Source organism: Bacteroides sp., from assembly GCF_030151085.1.
GTDB lineage: Bacteria > Bacteroidota > Bacteroidia > Bacteroidales > Bacteroidaceae > Bacteroides.
In genome coordinates this window covers 14,113-36,479 of the sequence record NZ_JASLER010000040.1, presented here as the reverse complement: position 1 = coordinate 36,479, position 22,367 = coordinate 14,113, and the positions used below count along the sequence as shown (strand labels likewise).

The window sequence follows — 22,367 nt, the reverse complement described above, 5'->3', positions numbered from 1 at the left end:
CTTAAATATAGTAAAGGTGAGAAGTTCTATTGAGGCTGTGATTTCTTCTCTTTTCTATATTCAGTAGGACTGACTGCTGTTGTCTGTTTGAAGAGGGTACTGAAATAGCGCTGATAAGTGAAACCGGTAGTATCCTTAAGTTGTTCGCTGAGCAATGCTATTCTTTTTATGGATTTTTTGGGTAACACCCGGGAAAGCTTTACATTTGTACAAATTCCCAAGATTAATCTTAATAACAAATCTGTCATGAAATACCAAGTTGCCATTATCGGTGGAGGTCCTGCGGGATATACTGCTGCCGAAGTTGCCGGGAAAGCCGGTCTGAGTGTTGTACTTTTTGAGAAACAAAGTCTTGGTGGAGTATGTCTGAACGAAGGCTGTATTCCTACTAAGACTTTATTGTATTCGGCTAAGACCTACGACGGAGCACGTCATGCCTCCAAATATGCGGTGAACGTACCCGAAGTTTCGTTCGATCTGCCTAAGATCATTGCCCGTAAACAGAAGGTTGTGCGCAAACTGGTGCTCGGTGTAAAAGGCAAACTAACTGCTCATGGCGTAAATATCGTAACTGGTGCGGCAACTATAATCGACAAGAATCATGTGCAATGTGGTGAAGAAACATACGAATGCGAGAACCTGCTACTTTGTACGGGTTCGGAAACTTTTGTTCCTCCTATTCCCGGAGTAGATACAGTGCCTTACTGGACGCATCGCGACGCGTTAGATAATAAAGAACTTCCCGCTTCGCTTGCCATCATTGGTGGTGGGGTTATCGGCATGGAGTTTGCTTCGTTCTTCAATAGCCTCGGTGTGCAGGTAACGGTAATCGAGATGCTCGATGAAATCCTTGGCGGTATGGACAAGGAACTTTCCGCCATGCTTCGTGCTGAGTACGCAAAGAGAGGAATTAAGTTTATGCTGAGTACCAAAGTCGTTTCATTGGCTGAGGCTGATAACTCTCTTATTCAAGTGAATTACGAAAACGCTGACGGTTCCGGTTCTGTGGTAGCCGACAAACTCCTGATGAGTGTAGGACGTCGTCCTGTATCGAAAGGCTTTGGCCTCGAAAACCTCAACTTGGCTAAGACGGAGCGAGGAAACATCATCGTCGGCGAGCAAATGCAGACTTCCGAGAAGGGAGTATATGCTTGTGGCGACCTTACCGGATTCTCTCTATTAGCACATACTGCCGTTCGTGAAGCCGAAGTAGCGGTGCGTTCTATCCTTGGAAAGAACGATGCTATGAGTTATCGTGCCATCCCCGGTGTTGTATATACCAATCCCGAAATAGCCGGTGTGGGTGAGACGGAAGAGTCTCTTCAAAAGAAGAACATAGCCTATCGTGCCGTTCAGCTTCCGATGGCCTATTCCGGTCGCTTTGTAGCCGAAAACGAAGGTGTAAACGGTGTCTGCAAAGTATTGTTGGCCGAAGATGATACTGTATTGGGTGCTCACGTCTTGGGTAATCCTGCTTCTGAAATCATCACTCTGGCAGGTATGGCCATTGAACTGAAACTGACGGCGGAAGAGTGGAAGAAGATCGTATTTCCACATCCTACGGTAGGGGAGATATTCAAAGAAGTGTTATAACAGGATTACAATACAACAAATACTATTTGATAACCAAGAATGAAAACAGTAAGGTTGATTACTTGTCCTGACGCTGCTCAGGCACATATCATTCAAGGAGCATTAGAGAATGAAGGCATCGCCTCCTTGCTTCATAATGAAAATATGTCCACTGTCATGCGTGGATATTCCAGCGATATTACAGGAGTAGACGTTCTTGTATACGAAAAAGATTACGATAGCGCCGTCGATCTGTTGGAATGCAATCAGATGATTCCCGAACAATTGAAATATTGTCCTTACTGTGGAGCTTCGGATATCAAATTCGTATTAAGAAAACAACATCGGATACGGGCTATCATGGCTACCATACTTTCTATGTTGACTGCTACACCTCCGGGCACTGAGCATTGGGAATATGTTTGCAAGAAGTGTGGTGCTCATTTTGAGAAGCCAGTTGCCCGGCCGGAGGAAGATTTAGATAAAGAATAACAATATGAAGAAGGTTTTACTCTTTTTACTTGCTGTGACATGTAGTATACATTACAGTCAGTCACAAGTCAGTAGTGTTGCTTCTGACAAGTTCTTGATAACTGGGCAACTTATGAACGTACCCGATAGTACAGGAATATGTTTGTTCCGTGAAAACGGGCAGCTCCTTGAATTGGTGTTTCAAGACACTATTTTCAATGGTACGTTTGCGTTCAGTGATACAATTTCTCAAACGAAGAAGTTCCTGCTTATTTCAGACAATAAAGGATTTCCAAGTATCTGGCAGGATGTGTGGGTAGCACCGGGCAAGCAAATTACAGTTGTCGGGCACGATAAGTTGATATACATCTGGCAGGTGAAGAGTGATATACCCCAACAATTGGAAGAAAATACTTTTCAGGCATGTGCATCGGAGCTAAGGAAAGAATGGGTGAAACACAATGTAGTCGAGGCAGACTGGTTAAAGCAGATGAACAGTAAAGAAATTGCCGACAACGACAGTCTGGTGAAGCAAATATGGGCAAAGGTGGACTCTGTGCGACAGATCTCATTCCCCTTGCAGCGCAGTATATATAAGAAAGAGATTGATTTTATGAAAACAGCTCCTATGGGACCCGTTTGGATAAATAGATTGGTACTCTATGCTCAGATGTCAGCTTCTAAGTTTTTTATGCCTTATCTGGATGAACTGAAAGAACTATATGCTAATATGCCGGAAGCTGTGAAGCAGATCGCTGATGCTCAGTTGGCTTATCAGTATCTGTACCCTCCGATGGCAATTGGTGTCGGTGATGAAATGGCTGATGGAGAGTTATATGATCCACAAGGCGCTGTCCATCGCCTTTCCGAGTTCAGAGGAAAATACATTTTACTTGATTTCTGGAGTATCGGATGCGGTCCTTGCATAGCATCGATTCCTGAACTGGAAGAAATTACAGAGACGTATAAGGATACTTTAGCTGTAATAAGTATCAATATTGATCCTGAAAAGCCTTGGAAGGAATTTATCAATAAAAGAAAGATGGGCGGTAATCAGTGGAACGAGCTTCAAAAAGCAAATACAGGATTGGCTGCAAACTATCAGGTGAAGGGATATCCTCATTATGTATTGATTGCTCCGGATGGAAAAGTACAGGCCATGTGGGGTGGTTATGGCAAGGGCTCACTTTTAGGGAAAATGAAGGACTATTTGAATAAGAAATAATGAAAAGAATAATATTGTATTTACTTTGTTCTGTTTGCCTGTTACCCTTGTGCGCACAAGGTGTGACTAAGCAAACAGACTCTCTTTCTTCGCGTATCGATACGCTGATAAAGTATAAACTTCCCCAAGGCTCCAACGTTGCTATCTCTGTTTTCGACTTGACGGATGGAAAACCTTTGTATGGTTACCAATCAGACAAGCTGTCTCGTCCTGCCTCTACTATGAAGCTACTGACTACTATTACCGCATTGTCTCAGCCACAAGTTGATGAGCCGTTTCGTACGGAGGTGTGGTATAAAGGAGTGATTAAAGGCGATACTCTGAAAGGAGATATATACGTTATCGGTGGTTATGACCCTGAATTCAACGATGAAGCGCTGGATTCATTGGTGAATGTAGTGAGCCGTTTCCCTTTCTCGGTAATACGAGGCAAAGTGTATGGAGATGTTTCCATGAAGGACTCCCTTTATTGGGGAAGTGGTTGGCTGTGGGATGATACCCCTGCTTCTTATCAACCCTATCTTTCTCCGTTGATGCTGAATAAAGGCGTTTTAACGGTCACCGCTTCCCCCGGTGAACGTGGAGAAACGGCGAATTTGAAATGTACTCCTGCCTCTACTTATTATACACTGACGAATAATACCCAAACACGTACCCCTTCCGCCGGACGCTTCAAAGTATCACGGGATTGGTTGACGAATGGTAATAATATCATTGTCACGGGCAATGTAGACGGACGTCGTGCAGGCACAGTCAATATTTTCTCGTCGGAGAATTTCTTTATGCGTACCTTTATGGACCGCTTGCAAGCACGGGGCATCCGCTGCACTTCTGATTATGCATTCGGTGAGTTTCAGAAGGATAGTGTTTCTGTACAAATGGTCTGTTACGAAACTTCCATGCAAGATGTTGTGAATGAGATTATGAAGGAAAGTGATAACTTGAATGCGGAAGCAACCCTCTGTCGCCTTGGTGCTCAAAGTACCGGGAAGAAGCATATTACTGCCGAAGATGGTCTTTCTGCCGTTCGTATGCTGATAAAGAAGTTAGGTTATAATCCTGACCGCTTTAACTTGGCCGATGGTTGCGGTCTTTCCAATTATAACTATATTTCTCCCGATTTGCTTGTGGCTTTCCTCAGGCATGCTTATTCCCGTACCGATGTTTTTCGGAAACTGTATAAAGCACTGCCCATTGGTGGCATAGATGGTACATTGAAAGGTCGTATGCAACGTGGCACCCGTTCTTATAAGAATGTTCATGCTAAAACGGGCTCTTTCACTGCTATAAACTGTCTTGCGGGTTATCTCCGTGCTGATAACGGGCATGAGATAGCTTTTGCCATCATGAACCAGAATGCTCTTTCGGGCAGGGAGGCACGGACATTCCAGGATGCGGTGTGCGAAGAGATTATCGTTTCTAAATGACGGACTTTATTACTGGTATTGAACGATATGCTGGCGAATGTATGACATAAGCCATTGATATCTGTTTGATACCGAGCGTTCGTTGAGAGCAAGCTTTCGGGCTATTTCGCTATTCGACAGGCCTTGTTCCCATTTCATGAGGAAGATTCGTTGGTTAAGAGTGGTTTGCCGGTCTACGAGTTTTTTTATCATGAGATTTATTTCTTGTGTAGTTATCTCTTCATGAATATGAGTGTAAGTGTATTGTTCACCGACACAGTTCTGATAGTCGGTTTGTTCAAAACTCAATAGTTTATTCATTGAATTGCATTTCCTTAAATAGTCATAGAGTCGATAACTAAACATGCGAAGTAGGAAGTTTTTGGCACATCCTGCTTTGTCGGCTTTAATAATGTTCGGTGTAGTCCATACTTGTTCCCAGAAAATCTGTGTTGCATCCTTGGCTATTTCTCTACTGTTCACCAAATTGGTAGCCCACTTGTATAGAAGTCTGTAGTACCTTTTATAGAAGGTATTAAACGCTTCTGCATTTTTGGATATAATTTCTATGATCAGCTCCTCGTCTGTTACTTGTGTTTCCATCTTTGTGTTTGTTTTGGGTTTGTCGATGCTTAATGAATTGCGGGCAAAAGTAGCATCGTGTTATTCCATTTGTATTTCTTTATAGAGACAAGTTGATTACAATTTGGGTATATCTCTGGTTGAAGAGATGAAAGCCCGTTGTTATAGAATTGTCATCGAATCTTAATCCTTTTCCATCAGTAATTCTACTTCCGATTTTCGATTATCTTTTAAGAGTGGCAACCCATCGGATTGCCTTATCTTGAAAATCAATTAAACATGAAAAAGGTAAAAAGACAAAAAGGTAGATTATTACTGTATTCGGTTGTATCGAGCTTTCTTTTAAGTACAAGCTTGTATGCAGCTAAAGTGAATACATTATCGACGGCAACAACTACAGGTATTAGAGTAACTCCTCTGGAAGGGAACACCAAGGTAGGTAAAATGCAGATTAAAGGTATTGTAGTAGATGGTAAAGGCGAACCTCTTGTAGGAGCCAATGTGTTGGAAAAAGGTACGCTGAACGGAGTGTCGACCGATGCGGACGGGCGCTTTGTGATAACAATTCCCACAGGCTCACGCCTGCTTGTTTCGTACATCGGGTTTAATGAGAAAGAGGTAGTGGTAAAACAGCCAACTGCCGAACTACAGATGGTACTTGACGAGAATTCGAGTGTGCTCGATGAAGTGGTGGTGGTAAGTTACGGTAGCCAGTTGAAGAGGGAAGTAACCGGATCGGTGTCTCAACTCAGTGCCAAGAGCCTCTCCGATATGCCCGTTAACCAGTTTGCACAATCATTGCAAGGAAAGATAGCTGGTGTACAAGTGAACCAATATAGTGGGCGTGTAGGTTCGGGAATGGCTTTTCGCATCCGTGGAGCTGCTTCGTTATCTTCGGGCAATTCACCCTTGGTGGTGGTGGATGGTATTCCGTTGGTAGGCGACATCAATAATATTAATCCGTCTGAGATAGAATCTTTTAGTGTGTTGAAAGATGCTTCTGCCAGTGCTCTTTATGGTTCGAGGGCAGCCAATGGGGTAATCCTTATTACTACCCGTAAAGCTCAGGCGGGCGATGCACGCTTGGAATTTTCGGCTAACTATGGTGTGCAAGTCATTCCTCAGCGTGGGCGACCGGAGATGATGACGGCACGTGAGTTTGCCGAGTTTCAGAATGAATATTACGAAGACCGGGTGAAATACGAGAAATATACCGGCAAATTAGATTCACTTTATGAAAACCCTGAAAAGTATGGAGAAGGTACCGACTGGTTCGATGTAATGACCCGTCAGGCGGCTATGCAGAAGTACAACTTATCGTTGTTCAAAGGCGGAGATAATTATTCTACCTCTGCTATGATAGGATACTCCATGCAGGACGGAGTAGTAGTGAATACCGGTGTTCAGATGTTCTCTGCCCGTATCAATCAGACGTTTAAACTGAAGGATTTCATTGAAGTAGGAATCAATGTAGCGCCTACATACAAACTGGACCATAACTCATTGGTACAGTATGACGGCGTAAACAGCCTTTTTAATAAAGCCCTGCAAGCCAGTCCACTGGTTGCACCGGTAGATGAAAATGGTAATATGCCGCTTTACGTTAATACGTCACCGATGTTGAACAACATCAATCCCTATAAAATCGTTATGGAAACGGTAGACGATTATGTCACTTCACGTCTCCTTGCCAATGGATATATCAGCATTACTCCGTTGAAAGGTCTTACCCTTAAAAGTAACCTGGCTACTGATATGACTTGGGAAAAACGGAAATATTATAAGCCGGCAAGCATAACAGTTGAGAATATAGCAAATGGTACAAGTAGCTACTACAATGACTATACATGGATTTCGGAAACAAGCCTGACTTACGCCAATACCTTTCGGGAGGCTCATAAGTTGGAACTCCTATTAGGCTTCTCTGCCCAGAAATATCACAAAGAGAGCAACAGTGTGTCAGGTAGCAACTTCAGTAGTACTGATATACCTTACCTGAGTAATGCCACCATCATCACTGCCGGAACTAGCAATGTCAACGAATATGCCTTGCTCTCGCTCTTGGGACGTGCCAATTACAACTACAAAGGCAAGTATATGCTCTCTGCGGCAATTCGTCGCGATGGTTCTTCGAGATTCGGTGCCAACAAGAAGTTTGGTTACTTTCCTTCTATTTCCGGAGGATGGGTAGTAAGCGAAGAGAACTTTATGAAGTCCGTACCCCATCTGAATATGATGAAGGTGAGAGCTAGCTATGGTATAACAGGTAATGACAATATTGGAAACTATACCCATATCGCCAACATCGGCGAATATAATTATGTGTTCAATGGAACGCTTGTCGGTGGTGCATCGAGCAGCAACATAGCCAATACCGAATTGGCTTGGGAACGTACCAAACAGTTTGACATCGGTTTCGACTTGTCTCTATTCGGTAACCGCGTCTCTTTGGCCTACGACTATTATGACAAGATGACGGATGATATGATACAGAACCGTCCTATTCCGCAAGCTTCGGGCTTCGCTTCCATTACTTCCAATGTGGGTAAACTGCACTTCTGGGGACATGAAATAAGCTTAGGCTACAATAATCAGTTTGGTAAACTATCCTGGCAGTCTAACTTCAACATATCTTTTGAGCGCAATAAGATTGTTTCGCTAGTAGAACCGGGCTATATTACCCGTAACTCCAGCGAATACTCTGACTATTATCGCAACCAGGAAGGATACCCGTTGAGTCAGTTCTACGGATACATCAAACTGGGACTCTATACCGATGAGAAAGATTTGGCTGATTCTCCTAAAAGCAGTACGTCGAAGGTAGGAACCATCAAATTCAAGGATGTGAATAAGGATGGAGTAATCAATGTAAAAGACCGTACCTTTATAGGCGATCCGAATCCTGATTTCGTATTTGGTTTCACAAATAACTTTAAGTATGCCGACTTCGATTTGAGCATTGCCATGTCAGGTTCCTACGGTGGTAAAGTGATAAGTAGTTTGAAACATCAATACTTAGGTAACCTGGATGGAGCCTTCAACCTGCTGGCAGCAGCCAAAGACCGTTGGCGCTCTCCTGAAAGTCCGGGTTCGGGCGATTACCCTAGAACAATGACAGGTACAACTGCCGAACATCGCAAGGTGAACACTAGCTGGATTGAAAGTAACTCACACTTAGCTGTGAAGAACCTGACGTTGGGCTATACAGTACCCATGCTTAAGAACAGATACTGTTCGCATCTGCGGGTGTATGCTTCTGTGCAGAATGTATTCTTTATCAGCAAGTATAGTGGTGCTAATCCGGAAGTGAGCTTGAACGGACTGAGCGGTACCGGTATTGGAGTAGATGAAAACTCATACCCCATTCCACGTGTCTACTCTCTGGGAGTGAATGTCACCTTTTAATCCAATCCATTAACAATCTATTTAAATGTATATGAAACTATATAAATTGCTATTTATTGCAGGAACGGCTTTGTTGAGCAGTTGCAACGGCTTCCTGGACCTTGTACCGGGTGATAAAGAATCCGGTGGTTCGTTCTATCAGACAGAAGAACAATTGAAACAAGCCGTTGTGGCTGCTTATGTACCTTTGAGAAGCCTTGCCGATAATGACTTCTTTACCGGGGAAGGTCGCTCGGATAATACACATTATGATTACACGCCGGCAAACAGAGGATCGGCCTATGTATTCCGCGAAAACATCTATGATTTTGTAGACGGAGCCGAGAATACCTATACCAATGCAGTCTATTATCATTGTTATAAAGGCATTTCGAGAGCTAATATTGCCATCGACTATTTGGAAAAGGCGAGTATAGATGCCGGAGTGAAAAAGAATCTGATGGGACAAGCCCGGTTTTTGCGTGCATTCTTCTATTATAAGTTGGTGCGTTATTATGGTGGGGTACCTCTTTATCTGCATGAGGTAAAGACGGCTGAAGAGTCGTTTGTAGAACGTTCTTCGGTAGACGAAGTGTATACTCAGATTATAAATGATGCAAAAGACGCTATGGATAATCTGGAGGCACCGAAGGCATTTCCTCAAAGTGGCGAAGCTAACAAAGGGGCGGCAGTTATGCTACTTGCCGATGTGTATGTGACACGTAAGAACTACAAGGAAGCTGAATCTTTGTTGAAGACTCTGCCTGCTATGGGTTATGGGCTGCTGGATAACTATAAGGATGTATTTGCAACTGCCAATAAGAATAGCAAGGAATTCTTATTCTCCATACAATACTTACAAGGTTTGCAAGGTGGACAGGAAAGTAACTTTATCTACAAGTTCTTACCTCGATCTACCAATACCCGTATTGTAACGGGTGTTGCTACCAATAACAGTTCACTGGGTGGATGGAATGTACCTACCAAAGATCTGATTGAAGTTTATGAAGCGGGTGATTTACGCAAAAACAATTCCATTGGCATTGCCGAAGGTACTTATAACAGTAGTTACATGTTTACTTATACGGGTAATGCGGATATTGACAACTATATTCCTCAGGAGGGTAAAGAGGCTGTGCCTTACATCAAGAAGTACTTGAATCCGCACACCGATCCCAATAATACGGATGACAACTGGCCTGTGTATCGCTATGCCGAAGCTCTACTGTTCCTTGCCGAGGCTATCAATGAACAGGGACGTGCGTCAGAAGCATTGCCTTATTTGAACGACATACGCAAGAGAGCCGGTCTGAAAGCGGTAACAACTACCGATCAGGCATTACTGCGTGACATTATTCTAAAAGAACGTCGCGTGGAGCTGGCTTTTGAGAATAAACGCTGGCACGATCTGGTACGTAGTGGAAAAGCTGTATCGGTGATGAATGCTTATGGCAAGCAATTGAAGAAAGAATATAGCTATCTGATTGAAAGCTCTTATCAAGTAGACGAGAACCGCTTGTTGTTCCCACTACCTTTTGACGAGGTGGAGATGAATAAGAAGTTGAAACAGAATCCGGGATATAAATAATTCTTTTATACTAAATTAGAAACCAGATGAATATGAAATATTTATTAGTATTGTTGCTATTGTCCACAACTTTTGTTTATGGACAGCAGTATGCAAAAGGCCGCGTGTATTGCGACTTGAATGGAAATGGCAAGTACGACCGCGGTGAGAAACTTCTTGCAGGTGTTGGGGTAACCAATGGCAGTGATGTGGTGCTGACCAATGAAAAAGGGCAATATACATTGCCCATCTCCGGCGAAGCAACCATTGCGGTTATCAAGCCGGCGCAGTATCGCACGGCGTTCGATAAATACAATAAACCTTGCAATTACTATTACTATAAGCCCGAAGGAACCCCTTCACGCGAAGGATATAAAGGAATAGCGCCTACAGGTAAGTTGCCTTCTTCCATTGACTTCGCCCTTGTGCCTCAAGAGGAGTCTGCAACATTTACCGCACTGCTCATGGGAGATCCTCAACCTCATTTTGAAGATCATATCAGCTATTTCTCGAAAGCTATAGTCTCTGAATTGGAAGGAATTAAAGGAGTTAGCTTCGGAATCAGTCTGGGAGACGTCAATGATGAGAATTTCGATTTGTTCGATCCCTATAGCCGGGAGATAAGCAAGATAGGTGTGCCTTGGTACAATGTGATGGGTAATCATGATATGGATTTTGAGGCAAAGACAGACGAAGAGTCGGATGATGCCTTCGAGACTTTTATTGGTCCCGCTAATTATGCCTTCAACTATGGCAATGCCCATTTCCTGATTTTGGATAATGTGCTATTTCCTAATCCCCGTTCAGCTGCCAGTCCTAAAAGTTATTGGGGTGGTTTTCGTGCAGACCAGAAACGCTTTATAGAGAACAATCTGAAGCTGGTGGATAAGAATAAGCTGGTTGTGGTTGCTTTTCATATCCCTTTACTTGGCGAGAATGCTATACGCAAGGAAGATAAAGCATTCTTGTTTGAGTGTTTGAAAGAATTTCCTCATGTATTGTTGCTTTCGGCACACTTGCATACACAGAATCAGTACTTGCATACGCAGGAGGATGGTTGGCAAGGAAGTGCTCCATTGCATGAGTATAATGCCGGTGCTACCTGTGGTGACTTCTATTCGGGCTATCTGGACGAGGCGGGTGTCCCCCAGTCACTTATGGCAGACGGTACTCCGAAAGGGTATGCTTTCTTGCGGGTAGATGGCAATAAATACAGTATCGATTATCAGGCATCCGGAAAACCGGCTGACTATAGAATGTCTGTTAATATACCTCGCCAAGTGGTGAAGGATAGATACACACCGGCTTTCATTACGGTGAATTTCTTCATGGGTTCGGCAAAGGATAAAGTAGAGTATCGTATTGATTCCGGTGAATGGAAAACCATGAAGAAAGAGGAGGTGACTGATCCTGACCATGACTATTTGGTACAATGTTGGAATCGTGATGAGGCTGTGAAGTATGCTCGCTGGCCTGCCGCTTCTGTTCCTGCTTCTCATATCTGGAGGGTACGTGTACCTTCTGCATTACTAATGGGGAAACATACAGTGGAAGTACGTGTTACTGATATGTTTGGCAATACTCATTTCGGTAAGGGGGAATATGAAATTGTAGAACCGGTAAGAATGTACCCTTAGTCAATGTATTGACTTAACACTTGCATCTGAAAAAAGAATAACCCGCATCATGCACTATTTAGTGCATCTGATGCGGGTTATTCTTTATGAGGGGAATAGGACTTATTAATATTCAGCCCAGTTCGTATTCTTCATGTCTCCGGTCTTCGCCAGTTCAGCATGCATACCCAAAGCAGCACGGATGGCGTGAGGAGTTTGAGCTTTACCATCAGTCAACTTCAGGTAATCCCATAACAAGTTCTTGTAATCAGGATGTGCACAGTTTTCAATGATGGCTTGTGCACGTTCTTTCGGACTTTTACCACGGAGGTCGGCAACACCTTGTTCGGTGATGACGATGTTCACGGAGTGTTCGCTATGATCCTGGTGAGATACCATCGGAACGATAGAACTGATCTTACCTTCTTTGGCAACAGACGGACAAGTGAAGATAGAGATATAAGCATTGCGGGTAAAGTCTCCCGAGCCACCGATACCGTTCATCATCTTTGTACCACCGATGTGGGTAGAGTTCACGTTTCCGTAAAGGTCTACTTCGATAGCTGTATTGATAGAGATAATGCCGAGGCGACGTACAATTTCAGGACTATTAGAAATTTCAGACGGACGGAGAACCAACTTGTCGCGGAAGAAATCCATGTCGTCGTAAATACCTTCCAAGCAATCGTTGGTTACAGTCAGCGAACATGCGCTACCGAATTTCACGCGACCGGCACGAATCAAATCGATAACGGAATTCTGAATAACTTCAGTGTACATCTCGAATGCGGGGATGGATTTATCACGGCCCAAAGCACCAAGCACAGCGTTTGCAATATTTCCTACACCCGATTGCAGAGGCAAGAAGGTAGGAGGAATGATACCACGCTTCATGTCGGCAGCCAGGAAGTCGGCTACATTCTGACCGATGTGATCGGTCAATGGATCTGAGTCAGCGAAGCTGCGGGCTTCATCGGGCCAGTTGGTTTCTACTACACCTACAATTTTCTTCGGGTCTACCTGAATGTAAGGCTTGCCGATGCGGTCGCTGGGTTTGTAAATAGGAATTTCGCGACGGTAAGGAGGATCAAGAGGCTCATATACGTCGTGCAATCCCATGGCACGCTTGCTGTGAGCGCTGTTCAACTCTACGATAATCTGGTCGGCCAAGCGACAAACGGTAGGAGCGATACCACCGGCAGCAGTCAGATAGATCTTTCCGTCTTCAGTTACTTCACAAGCCTCGATAATGGCAACGTTTACTTTGCCCATAAAACCGTAGCGAACTTCTTGTGCCATCTGTGACAAGTGAATGTCGTTGTAAGCGATTTGTCCGCTATTTACTGCTTTACGGAAGTCGGCGTTAGTGGTGTAAGGAGCACGGTAACGGATCGCTTTTGCACGTGAAAGTATGCCATCACAGGAATCTCCGGTAGAAGCGCCAGTGAAGATACCTACTTGGAAAGGATTTCCCTTTGCATGTTCTTCTTCCGCAATTTTTGCTAATTCAGCCGTTACGGCTTTGGCTGTTCCTGCGGGAGTAAATCCGCTCAAGCCGATGTTGTAGCCATGTTTGATCAGGCTTGCAGCTTCTGCTGCCGAAATGTAATTGAATGCCATAATATATAGATATTTTTATGTGTAAAGATGCATCGGAAAGAACTCTCAACTTTTAACTTTCACCTATTTAGTATTTCCGTTGAAGTATCTCCGACCAGATAATAGCACGGCGTGCCTCTTCTGCCGAGTGGATGGTGAATTCGGATTCTGCGGATTCATCGGATTCCTGCAGGATGGATGCCGGAGGAGAAGTTGACTGTGTAGTAGAAGAAGGAGTGCTTGATAGGAAAGGTTTGGGTGCTGAAGTTGTCTTCTTTTTCTTTACCTGAATAGGAGGCTCTTGTTGGGGACCTTCGGGGATATAGCCTCCGTAAGTTCCTCCACCCCAATTCTCAGGTAGTGGGTTTTCTGTTTCAGGAATGGGCATAGTAGGAGCCTTATCGGCATTTTTATTTGCTTCTTTTTTTAATTGCCTGACAATTCCGATAACAATTACAGCCGCTATTAGTAGAAACTTTAAGACGTCTTCCATATCTTTTTTGATTTTCCGCCCAAAGGTAACCATTTAATCTAATTATAGCCAAGATTTTGGCAATAAAAAAGGGCAGCTTCACAGCTCCCCTTATTTTTTTTAACCTAAACCTTAACTATGAAAAAATCTAATGTTTCTTTCATTCCACAAATTTGGCAATTAATTCTTTGTGCGCCAAACTAATGCTCGGGAAATGTTCGTATTGTTAACATTAATTAGTACAGAAGCTATATATAAGTAGTTTAAACCCGTATTTTTCTTTTATTTCGTCACTTAGAATTGCTTCGGAAGGAGTATCTTTGCAGACGCTAAATAATAATTTGGTAGTGTAGCGCTGGTAAATTATTGTTTATAAACTCAATTAGAAAAACAAATTTATGGAAAAAGAAATGGGAGCAGACTTTAAATCTGCAACTACTGAGGACAACAAGAAGTTGTTCATCGAAACTTATGGCTGCCAGATGAATGTGGCTGACAGTGAAGTAATCGCATCCGTCATGCAAATGGCCGGATATTCAGTGGCTGAAACACTGGAAGAGGCTGATGCGGTATTTATGAATACCTGCTCTATCCGTGACAATGCCGAGCAAAAGATTCTGAATCGTTTGGAGTTCTTTCATTCGATGAAAAAGAAGAAGAGAAATCTGATTGTTGGTGTTTTGGGCTGTATGGCAGAGCGTGTCAAAGATGACCTGATTAATAACCATCATGTGGATTTGGTAGTAGGCCCTGATGCCTATCTTACACTGCCCGAACTGATTGCTGCTGTGGAAGCCGGTGAGAAAGCGATGAATGTAGAGCTTTCTACTACGGAGACTTATCGTGATGTGATTCCTTCGCGCATCTGTGGTAACCATATTTCAGGTTTTGTTTCTATTATGCGTGGATGCAATAATTTCTGTACTTACTGCATTGTTCCCTACACCCGTGGTCGTGAGCGCAGTCGTGATGTAGAAAGCATCCTGAATGAAGTGGCTGACTTGGTAGCAAAAGGTTATAAAGAGGTTACCCTCCTGGGACAAAACGTCAATTCTTATCGCTTTGAGAAACCGGATGGAGAAGTCGTAACTTTCCCTATGTTGCTACGTGCTGTGGCAGAGGCTGCACCGGGTATTCGTGTTCGTTTTACAACTTCACACCCCAAGGATATGAGTGATGAGACTTTACAAGTCATTGCTGATATGCCTAATGTCTGCAAGCATATTCATCTCCCTGTGCAAAGTGGAAGTTCACGCATCCTGAAGTTAATGAATCGTAAATATACCCGCGAATGGTATTTAGAACGTGTAGCTGCCATTCGTCGCATTATACCCGATTGCGGACTGTCTACAGATATCTTCTCCGGTTTTCATTCTGAAACAGAGGAAGACCATCAACTATCTCTTTCTCTGATGGAAGAATGTGGTTATGATGGCGGCTTTATGTTTAAGTATTCTGAACGTCCCGGTACGTACGCATCTAAACATTTGCCGGATGATGTATCTGAGGAAATAAAGATACGGCGCCTGAATGAAATCATCGCTTTGCAAAACCGTCTTTCGGGTGAAGCGAATGCCCGTTGTATAGGTAAGACTTATGAAGTGCTGGTAGAAGGTGTTTCGAAACGTTCACGCGACCAACTCTTTGGACGTACAGAGCAGAATCGTGTAGTCGTTTTTGATCGTGGTACCCATCGTGTGGGCGACTTTGTAATGGTAAAGGTTACCGAATCAAGTTCCGCTACGTTGAAAGGGGAAGAGGTCTTTCAGTCTTGATATAGGATTATTCAAATATAACTTTAAACATATGAAGTTGAAAACGTTGTTCTTTAGCTTAGGATTGGTGATTTGCTCTTTGGGAATCTCTGCATAGGAAGAACCGATTGGCTGGTTTAACTTTCAATGGGAAGATGCTATTTTAGGTGGCAAGAAAGTTGAGAAGTCGGCTATGATAGTTCCTTTTGAAATCGAAGGAGTGCCTCATAAATTCAATGCGCAGTTTGATTTGGGTGCAGTGTCTACCATACTTTATGGTAACTCGATAGCTCCTTATCTGGTAAAATATAAAGAGACCTTCAGTCGGATAGACACAGTGAACTATTGCAAGCTCGAAGGTGTGCGATGCCCTTATTTCAAAGGGTTGAATTTGAATTTGAGCGGTGTTAGCTATCCCAACGTTGATATGGCTTGGTTTAAAGGCTATGGTGATACCCTGACGGTAGATTCTATCTATACTTCGACGGAAAAGCATATAGGTACCCTTGCTGCTGATTTATGTAAAGGCGGAATCTTGGCAATAGATTTTCCGGGATAACGGATTTGCGTGTTAGATACTTTGCCTTCTGCTTGGGCAGGGCGGGTAAATTATGTGCCGATGGAGTATCTGAAAGAATATAACTGGATATTTCTTCCGTTGAAGATAAACGGAAAAGAAGAGAAAGTGTTGTTTGATACAGGTTCCAGTCTTTTTCCGTTGTTATCTTCTCCTAAGAAGGTGGCGCAGATAGCAGATACTTCGCATTGTATTGATTCGCTAGCAATTTCGTCTTGGGGTGAGATTAGTAATGTTTACAGCTATCAGCCTAAAGTCAAGATAGAGTTCGATAATATGGATTTGTCTTCTCATCAGGTGTTTGCTGGTGATCAAGTTAGTGATGAGATGCTGGAAGACGCTGGTTTTTGGGGGATTGTCGGGAATCGTTATTTCCTGAATCAAACAGTGGTGATTGACTATAAGAACAATAAGTTCGGAATATTAAATCTGAAATAATTTAAGAGAGTTCCTGAAATAGAAATAAGCAGGGATTGTTTTGAAATAAGTTAACCTATCATTTTGCACTGGCTGGCAGAATGATAGGTTAATTTGTTATGTAAAGTTTAAGAGAGTTTGAAGCGATAGACTACTTTACCATTGCCAACAGGTTGTATGTATAGTCTACTTTGTTAAAGCTTACCATTGTCCAGTCGGACTTATCGGTGTTTTGTTTGAAGTTCTTATAAGCTACCGGCATGTTTTCATCATTCAATTCGTATACACTCTTTTTTACGTCTGAGTCGAATGCTTTGTGAGAATTGTTCCAACGAGCGTAAAGCATGGTGATTTCATTATTGCTATATTGATAGGACATCTTGAAGTAAGGCATCCATTCCTCGCGGGCTCCGTCCCATTTGGAAGCTTCTTTGCCGGTCAGACGATTTTGATCGTCGTATGTAAACTCATAGCGGATGTGGCGGTAAAGTTGATTGCCATCTTTTTTGAAGATAGTCTTGGCAACAACCAATTCATTTTTTACTTCTTCATTGGTGATGAAGTTATTTTCCTGTGCCTTTACTTCTGAATTCATAACACTTACTATAACCATTGCTACGAATGCGACTGCTTTGAATAAACTTGTAGTTTTCATAATCTTTATTTTTTTATTGTTACTATTCTTGTTTTATCTTTAGACGTATGCTTCGATTGAATAAGTTGCGTTTCCGTTTACTTTTTCTTTTCGAACGCCTTCGCCTAATAATAGTCAATTCGCGTGCCAAAGATGTAAGTTGCTGATATTCAGAAGAAATATCTCTTTGCCTTCTGTTCATTATCGGACACTTGTCCGCTTGATAACGGACAATGTTTTGAGGAATATAAAGAATAAGTGTTTTTTTCTTCTTGTTTGCAGGTTCAGCGCTTTTGCTTTGTAAGGTGGAGAAATCACAGTAGTTAGCCTAGTTTCTTGCCACCGTTATGGCAAAGTCTTGCCAAGGCGATGGCAATCTTTTGCCAACATGATGGCAAGGCTTTGCCAACAAGGTGGCAAGAACTGCAGGATATGGACTTGTTTAGGCGTACTTACCACTCAATACCTTCAACATAGGAGTCGAACTCCGGGTTTCCGGTAACTCCGCAATTTCTTAGGATATTCATTACTTCTTTCTGTTCGGCAGGCTTGAGTAGGCGTTCACCTTTGCGGATGCGGTAGTAAGTGCGTTGGCTGAAGTGGTCGATTAGGAGGTAAATGGCTTCTGTCATTTGCTTATGTGGCATATTGTTCAGTATGTTCATGAATCCTTTCGCATAACGAACTTTGGCATTGGAGCGGTAGTAAGGGCAATCACCGCTAAGCGTGGCTTGGTGTTTGGGGCTGATAACCATCCAGAATCTTACGTCGTCCGCTATTTCTTGTTCCACTAGTTGGCGGAGGCAGGTAGATGCTTTGGGACATTGGCGGTTAAGACACAAAGGGTAATTGTGAGGTACTTCGGTTATATTAGGTTCTTCTTCTTCCATGATTGCAAAGTATTTATTTGGAATATGTCCTGCAAAGGTAGTCGTTTTTACAACAATGGAGATAGTTATTGCTTTACTTTTTATTATGCATAGTTTTTGGGTTATTTTATTGATGTCGGTAAGTTGATATGACCTGTAATCAAGGTTCATCGGTTTTCCTGAGGATGATTTTGGAATAATACTGAGAGGCTACTTCTTTCATGAATGCAGCAAATTCCGCATATACTTCGGGTGAGTAAATTCCTTGGCGGAGTAATAGTCTGTGTGTGATAAAAATCTCTTTGTTTTGGCTTTTGATGGAGGATTGGAACTCACCAAATTGCTTCTTTAATTGGCTGGTACGCGGCAGTGATTCTATCTCGTATCCTTCGGGCAGATGAATGCAGATGCTATCGATGTCCTGATAACCATAGATGATTTGAAGGTTTTGCGTACGTTCTTCTTTATTATCAATCGTCGGGAATGATTTGTGAAAGATATTAGCCGGAATGAATAAACGCTTACCTGTCCGGTTGCCATATTGCGTAGTATTTATGGTGTAGGATACATCCAGTTGTGGTACTTTGTTTTTGAATTCTTCAAGCCGGACATCACTTACATTCGCTTGTTGCAAGTGAAGGTCCGAACGTAGGGCATCCAGTTGTTTTGTGGACTCCATATTCTTTAATGAGACATTGTTTTCGTATTGGAGGAGAAAAGAACTTTGTTTTACTTTAATCTGGGCCTCACCTCCTACAGATAGAGTAACAGATGCCCGATTTAGTTGTTTGTTTAGTGAATCGGGATAGGCAGGTAACCGGCAGAGATGTCCGCCATCTTCCTTAATGTTAAGTGCATCATGCCCTGCAATAGAATGGTGAATATAGCCTAACGGTATATCGGGATTGGTGCACTCTAACCAAAGAGTGTCGCCGGATAGAGGAACTTGCAAGATGACGTGGTTCATTTGGTTGACACTGGCGAAGTCGGGTAATAGCTTCCTATGGTAAGTACTAATGACTGTATAATAGGAAGGAATTCCTACCTCGGCCAACATGGCTCGCATATAATTGGACAATCCTTTGCAATCGCCGAATCCTGTACGGTGTACATTGGTGGCAGGTATTGGTTGCAGTCCCCCTATACCCAATTGAATACTGACGTAGCGCGTCGTTTTACCCAAGTATTGATAAATGGCGGCTACTTTTTCGTACGGACTGTTGCAGGAGGCGGTCAACTTGTGCAATTCTTCTTTCAGTGCCGGCGGAAGTTCATTTCTGCCTTCCAGTAATTGGTATTGCCATTTACCGTATGCTTGCCAATCTTTCATACTGCCTTGTGTTCCTGCCCAGGTAAAGTGTTTGGGTACAAACATGATACGAGGTAGAAGGTCATATATATCGGGACCGAAAGGTTCTTTCCGGATAGCTGGCAATGATTTCACATTGGCTTCCGTCAGCCAGGTTCCTTCGGGAGTTTTCTGCTGATTTACTTTAGCGTCAATATTCAGTGCGTAATAGAGGCAAGGAGAATCGGCAGGTGTTTGAATACGGTAACTAGCTTGTACTACAGACTGGTTATAATTATCTTGCGGAAGGAAAAATGGAAAAACAATGAGCCCGTCATTGCATTTCATTTCCCATTCGTAAGTAATGGTAATAGGATATTGCGGAGGGGTATAATTAAAATAGTAATAGTAATTGTCTGTTGCCAGCTCAGAAGAATATTCGGTGATTTGTAGTTCGCTCTTTTTTATTTTCCGGATAGATTTTCCTTGGCTGTCTTGTACTTCTCCCGAGAATTTACTTAAGGTGGTGGACTGGTCACATAGGCAAGCGAAAGAAGCTTCTTCTTTACCCTTCTCATCTAAAATTTGAATCACTTTCCTCTCTTTGCGCACCGCATTCGTTGGAGATGTACAGATGACTTCGGTACTTGCATCTTGTATAATGGAGTAAGCGTTACTGCGTAGATCGATCTGGGCGTATAACCCTAAGCCGGCAATGCTTTGCAGGAGAAGGCAGAAGATTAACTTTTTCATCATATAACTTTTGTCTAAGTATCAAATTTTCTTTAGAACCAACATTTCCGTATTCTTTTCAGCTATAGTTTCCCATAGCTTTTTCAGTTCGGGATATTCGTTTGGAGCAAATAACAATGTATTTTGTCTAAACAGGTAATTGATGTTTATTAAATTTCCGCTTCGAGTAACGTTATATCGGCATCTTATCTGTTGGTCTTCCATAACGATTTGCAATGATTTGGGTAATTCGTCTATAGTATAACCTTCCGGCAAGGTGAGATTGACAAATACAGATAATGTAGTTGTGTATGGATATTCTACCGGCAACTTACGTTCTACCTGCTTAAATGGAGACTCTGAAACTTGCAGGAAGATAAGCGGATTGACGTAGATAAACTGATCGTTGGTAGTGGATTGTTTTTCGAACTGCAAAACTTCTTGTACTTGCGGCGAGAAATTCTTAATATCTTTTGCCTGGTAGCTTTTCACGGTTATGTTCTCTTCCGTACCCAATTTGTTGATAAAATCAGTACTATCTTTGGCATTCCGGTATTTGTTACGTAAGTTGGCGGCATGTTGACCTACATATAATGTCTGGCGTGTTCCGGCAATAGTACCATCCGGTGCGAGAGCTGCGGTGACATTACAGCGGATATAGTTCTTATCAGCATTTTGTAAATTTACCCATGCACTACCAGTAGGAGTCAGAATTCGGGCACGGTCTACCAATAATGTAGGAGGCAGTGTGTTGATATATCCGTCTTCTATGGAACCGTCTATGTAGTGATTGGTAGTATCGTTTTCAACAATAGCCACTACAAAGGTATTCAGCTTTTGGATGCTGGGATGTGTCACTGGCAATCTTCCTATGCTACGGCGGCTCAAAAGAACCGGATAGGCTTCGATACCGGCATCCTTCAGCATACTTATCAGGATAAAGTTAATATCGGCATTGCTACCGGTACCTTCTTTCATTATCTGTTTGGCGCTCTTTCCATACAAAGTGTACTTCTCATTCCATCGCACTTTATTCTTAAGTAACGAATAGATAGCGGCTGTTTTCTCTACACAACCTTTCATTTGGTCGAGCTTCAGTGTAGCCATTTCTTCTTTTAGCGGATTATTCATTTTGAGACGGCTACCAAAATCCGAGTCGGAACGTAGCATCTCGTCTATGTTTTCCCAGGTTTTAGTGAAAGATTGGTAGAGTGCTCCCGGGAACTCAAAGCCTTTTAACTCAAAACCTACCTGTGTGCAGTAATCGTCGAGACACCACACATAGCTGTCATCCTTCAAAGCCGGTAGCTTATATCCCTTGAATAGTATATTGGACGCAGAACATTTAAGTATTTGTCCTTTGATACTAAAGTCAGTGTTGCATGGAGTTTCTTTGTTGGATAATGGTTCGAAACCATGCATATCAACACTGAATTTGAAATATTCGGGAATGGTAATATCATATTCGGTATATAATGTAGGAATTTCATCTTGAGCTTTCCAATCATCGATGATGTAGTAAAGGTCTGATTGGCGTTGATATTCATATTCAATCACTGTTCCCTCTTTTACTTGTGGAACAGAGAACTTCAGTTGCATGTAGTTGTCGCTGATTCGTTCCTTGAATACCAAATCCTTTTTCATCTTTGTACGCACAACTTTTCCATTTTCCAGATTATAAGCGTCAGCATCCAATTGTAGGATGCTCTCTTTGCGTTGACTATTATTCTTGGGCTCATAATAAGGAATTGTAATGTTGGCATAGGAAGTCCCTTCCGGTTTAAGAATCTTTATTCTGACTTTGTATCTGTAAACCAGTCTGAAGTCTTCTATTCCCCAAATATAGTTTGCACTTGTCTGCTTATACAAGATGACGGCTGTTGCACTTGAATCGGGGACATAGGTAGTCATTGTTAATTCTTCTTGAGTAGGTTTCCCGAACTTGGAGTTGGGAGTAAAGGGCGTTTCTTGGGCTGACAAAAAGAAACTTAATGTGAGCGTAACCAGTAATAGAGCGTATTTCATGTTATGACTTGAGGTTTATTATGACAAATATAAAAATTTAATCTGAAGTGCAAGCTTTTTCATTCGTTTATTATTAAATCTCCTTAACGAAAGCCTTGTAAATCACTTTTTATTTGTTATTTTGCACCAAATTTAGGTGTATTGTGGTCTGTCGGTTCAGGCTACATTTCCTTTTTG

At 42.5% G+C, this 22,367-nt stretch carries 18 protein-coding genes; 10 read left to right on the top strand and 8 right to left on the bottom strand.

Going from position 1 to position 22,367, the window contains the following annotated elements:
• Positions 1–26 precede the first annotated feature (26 nt).
• A complete protein-coding gene (locus tag Q1W14_RS07440) occupies positions 27–188 on the bottom strand; it encodes a hypothetical protein (protein ID WP_300700325.1) in 162 nt (53 codons plus the stop codon).
• Between the two features lie 58 nt (positions 189–246).
• On the opposite strand from Q1W14_RS07440, the gene lpdA reads away from it, so the two are divergent.
• From lpdA to dacB, 4 genes are read left to right on the top strand one after another with little or no spacing between them, the layout of a single operon-like run.
• On the top strand, positions 247–1,593 hold the full coding sequence (gene lpdA, locus Q1W14_RS07435; RefSeq protein ID WP_300700323.1) for a dihydrolipoyl dehydrogenase: 1,347 nt from the start codon (positions 247–249) through the stop codon (positions 1,591–1,593).
• 39 nt (positions 1,594–1,632) lie between these two features.
• On the top strand, positions 1,633–2,064 hold the full coding sequence (locus Q1W14_RS07430) for a DUF2007 domain-containing protein (protein ID WP_300700321.1): 432 nt from the start codon (positions 1,633–1,635) through the stop codon (positions 2,062–2,064).
• Positions 2,065–2,068: 4 nt separating this feature from the next.
• Positions 2,069–3,268: a TlpA disulfide reductase family protein gene (locus Q1W14_RS07425; RefSeq protein WP_300700319.1), complete on the top strand. Its 1,200-nt coding sequence runs from the start codon at positions 2,069–2,071 to the stop codon at positions 3,266–3,268.
• Positions 3,268–4,695: a D-alanyl-D-alanine carboxypeptidase/D-alanyl-D-alanine-endopeptidase gene (gene dacB, locus Q1W14_RS07420; RefSeq protein WP_300700317.1), complete on the top strand. Its 1,428-nt coding sequence runs from the start codon at positions 3,268–3,270 to the stop codon at positions 4,693–4,695. Before Q1W14_RS07425 ends, dacB begins: the two co-directional genes overlap by 1 nt.
• 9 nt (positions 4,696–4,704) lie before the next feature.
• On the opposite strand, the gene Q1W14_RS07415 is transcribed toward dacB, so the two are convergent.
• Positions 4,705–5,277, bottom strand: a complete 573-nt coding sequence (locus Q1W14_RS07415) for a sigma-70 family RNA polymerase sigma factor (RefSeq protein ID WP_300700315.1) — start codon at positions 5,275–5,277, stop codon at positions 4,705–4,707.
• A gap of 258 nt (positions 5,278–5,535) precedes the next feature.
• Here Q1W14_RS07415 and Q1W14_RS07410 point away from each other — a divergent pair, with 258 nt between their 5' ends.
• From Q1W14_RS07410 to Q1W14_RS07400, 3 genes are read left to right on the top strand one after another with little or no spacing between them, the layout of a single operon-like run.
• Positions 5,536–8,661 carry a TonB-dependent receptor gene (locus Q1W14_RS07410; RefSeq protein WP_300700313.1) on the top strand — a complete coding sequence of 1,042 codons (3,126 nt, stop codon included), beginning with the start codon at positions 5,536–5,538 and terminating at the stop codon, positions 8,659–8,661.
• Positions 8,662–8,692: 31 nt separating this feature from the next.
• Positions 8,693–10,228, top strand: a complete 1,536-nt coding sequence (locus Q1W14_RS07405) for a RagB/SusD family nutrient uptake outer membrane protein (protein WP_300700311.1) — start codon at positions 8,693–8,695, stop codon at positions 10,226–10,228.
• Positions 10,229–10,260: 32 nt separating this feature from the next.
• Positions 10,261–11,844 (top strand): calcineurin-like phosphoesterase family protein, encoded by a 1,584-nt coding sequence (locus tag Q1W14_RS07400; protein WP_300700309.1) that lies wholly within the window; start codon positions 10,261–10,263, stop codon positions 11,842–11,844.
• A 105-nt stretch (positions 11,845–11,949) separates the two neighbouring features.
• Here Q1W14_RS07400 and Q1W14_RS07395 read toward each other — a convergent pair whose 3' ends face one another.
• Entirely contained in the window at positions 11,950–13,443 is a 1,494-nt protein-coding gene (locus Q1W14_RS07395; protein ID WP_300700307.1) for an acetyl-CoA hydrolase/transferase family protein, read from the bottom strand.
• A 67-nt stretch (positions 13,444–13,510) separates the two neighbouring features.
• The gene (locus Q1W14_RS07390) at positions 13,511–13,915 is read right to left on the bottom strand and encodes a hypothetical protein (protein ID WP_300700306.1); all 405 of its coding nucleotides are present in this window, start codon (positions 13,913–13,915) and stop codon (positions 13,511–13,513) included.
• A gap of 377 nt (positions 13,916–14,292) precedes the next feature.
• On the opposite strand from Q1W14_RS07390, the gene miaB reads away from it, so the two are divergent.
• The 3 genes from miaB to Q1W14_RS07375 all read left to right on the top strand — a co-directional run bounded on the left by miaB (position 14,293) and on the right by Q1W14_RS07375 (position 16,663).
• The gene (miaB, locus tag Q1W14_RS07385; protein WP_300700304.1) at positions 14,293–15,669 is read left to right on the top strand and encodes a tRNA (N6-isopentenyl adenosine(37)-C2)-methylthiotransferase MiaB; all 1,377 of its coding nucleotides are present in this window, start codon (positions 14,293–14,295) and stop codon (positions 15,667–15,669) included.
• Between the two features lie 172 nt (positions 15,670–15,841).
• Complete coding sequence (locus tag Q1W14_RS07380) at positions 15,842–16,207, top strand: hypothetical protein (protein ID WP_300700302.1); 366 nt, start codon at positions 15,842–15,844, stop codon at positions 16,205–16,207.
• Between the two features lie 9 nt (positions 16,208–16,216).
• On the top strand, positions 16,217–16,663 hold the full coding sequence (locus Q1W14_RS07375) for a hypothetical protein (protein WP_300700300.1): 447 nt from the start codon (positions 16,217–16,219) through the stop codon (positions 16,661–16,663).
• Between the two features lie 130 nt (positions 16,664–16,793).
• Here Q1W14_RS07375 and Q1W14_RS07370 read toward each other — a convergent pair whose 3' ends face one another.
• From Q1W14_RS07370 to Q1W14_RS07355, 4 genes are all read right to left on the bottom strand, one after another.
• Entirely contained in the window at positions 16,794–17,297 is a 504-nt protein-coding gene (locus Q1W14_RS07370; protein WP_300700299.1) for a DUF3836 domain-containing protein, read from the bottom strand.
• 431 nt (positions 17,298–17,728) lie between these two features.
• Positions 17,729–18,166 carry a DUF6078 family protein gene (locus tag Q1W14_RS07365; protein WP_300700298.1) on the bottom strand — a complete coding sequence of 146 codons (438 nt, stop codon included), beginning with the start codon at positions 18,164–18,166 and terminating at the stop codon, positions 17,729–17,731.
• Between the two features lie 139 nt (positions 18,167–18,305).
• Positions 18,306–20,189, bottom strand: coding sequence for a DUF3858 domain-containing protein (locus Q1W14_RS07360; RefSeq protein ID WP_366945736.1), 1,884 nt, complete (start codon positions 20,187–20,189; stop codon positions 18,306–18,308).
• Positions 20,190–20,207: 18 nt separating this feature from the next.
• On the bottom strand, positions 20,208–22,190 hold the full coding sequence (locus tag Q1W14_RS07355) for a DUF3857 domain-containing protein (protein ID WP_300700297.1): 1,983 nt from the start codon (positions 22,188–22,190) through the stop codon (positions 20,208–20,210).
• Between the last annotated feature and the right edge of the window lie 177 nt (positions 22,191–22,367).

Excerpts from the sequence above, each read along its gene's own strand:
- lpdA (WP_300700323.1), top strand. The coding sequence starts at position 247 with ATGAAATACCAAGTTGCCATTATCGGTGGAGGTCCTGCGGGATATACT.
- Q1W14_RS07430 (WP_300700321.1), top strand. The coding sequence starts at position 1,633 with ATGAAAACAGTAAGGTTGATTACTTGTCCTGACGCTGCTCAGGCACAT.
- Q1W14_RS07425 (WP_300700319.1), top strand. The coding sequence starts at position 2,069 with ATGAAGAAGGTTTTACTCTTTTTACTTGCTGTGACATGTAGTATACAT.
- dacB (WP_300700317.1), top strand. The coding sequence starts at position 3,268 with ATGAAAAGAATAATATTGTATTTACTTTGTTCTGTTTGCCTGTTACCC.
- Q1W14_RS07415 (WP_300700315.1), bottom strand. The coding sequence starts at position 5,277 with ATGGAAACACAAGTAACAGACGAGGAGCTGATCATAGAAATTATATCC.
- Q1W14_RS07410 (WP_300700313.1), top strand. The coding sequence starts at position 5,536 with ATGAAAAAGGTAAAAAGACAAAAAGGTAGATTATTACTGTATTCGGTT.
- Q1W14_RS07405 (WP_300700311.1), top strand. The coding sequence starts at position 8,693 with ATGAAACTATATAAATTGCTATTTATTGCAGGAACGGCTTTGTTGAGC.
- Q1W14_RS07400 (WP_300700309.1), top strand. The coding sequence starts at position 10,261 with ATGAAATATTTATTAGTATTGTTGCTATTGTCCACAACTTTTGTTTAT.
- Q1W14_RS07395 (WP_300700307.1), bottom strand. The coding sequence starts at position 13,443 with ATGGCATTCAATTACATTTCGGCAGCAGAAGCTGCAAGCCTGATCAAA.
- Q1W14_RS07390 (WP_300700306.1), bottom strand. The coding sequence starts at position 13,915 with ATGGAAGACGTCTTAAAGTTTCTACTAATAGCGGCTGTAATTGTTATC.
- miaB (WP_300700304.1), top strand. The coding sequence starts at position 14,293 with ATGGAAAAAGAAATGGGAGCAGACTTTAAATCTGCAACTACTGAGGAC.
- Q1W14_RS07380 (WP_300700302.1), top strand. The coding sequence starts at position 15,842 with ATGATAGTTCCTTTTGAAATCGAAGGAGTGCCTCATAAATTCAATGCG.
- Q1W14_RS07370 (WP_300700299.1), bottom strand. The coding sequence starts at position 17,297 with ATGAAAACTACAAGTTTATTCAAAGCAGTCGCATTCGTAGCAATGGTT.
- Q1W14_RS07365 (WP_300700298.1), bottom strand. The coding sequence starts at position 18,166 with ATGGAAGAAGAAGAACCTAATATAACCGAAGTACCTCACAATTACCCT.
- Q1W14_RS07360 (WP_366945736.1), bottom strand. The coding sequence starts at position 20,189 with ATGATGAAAAAGTTAATCTTCTGCCTTCTCCTGCAAAGCATTGCCGGC.
- Q1W14_RS07355 (WP_300700297.1), bottom strand. The coding sequence starts at position 22,190 with ATGAAATACGCTCTATTACTGGTTACGCTCACATTAAGTTTCTTTTTG.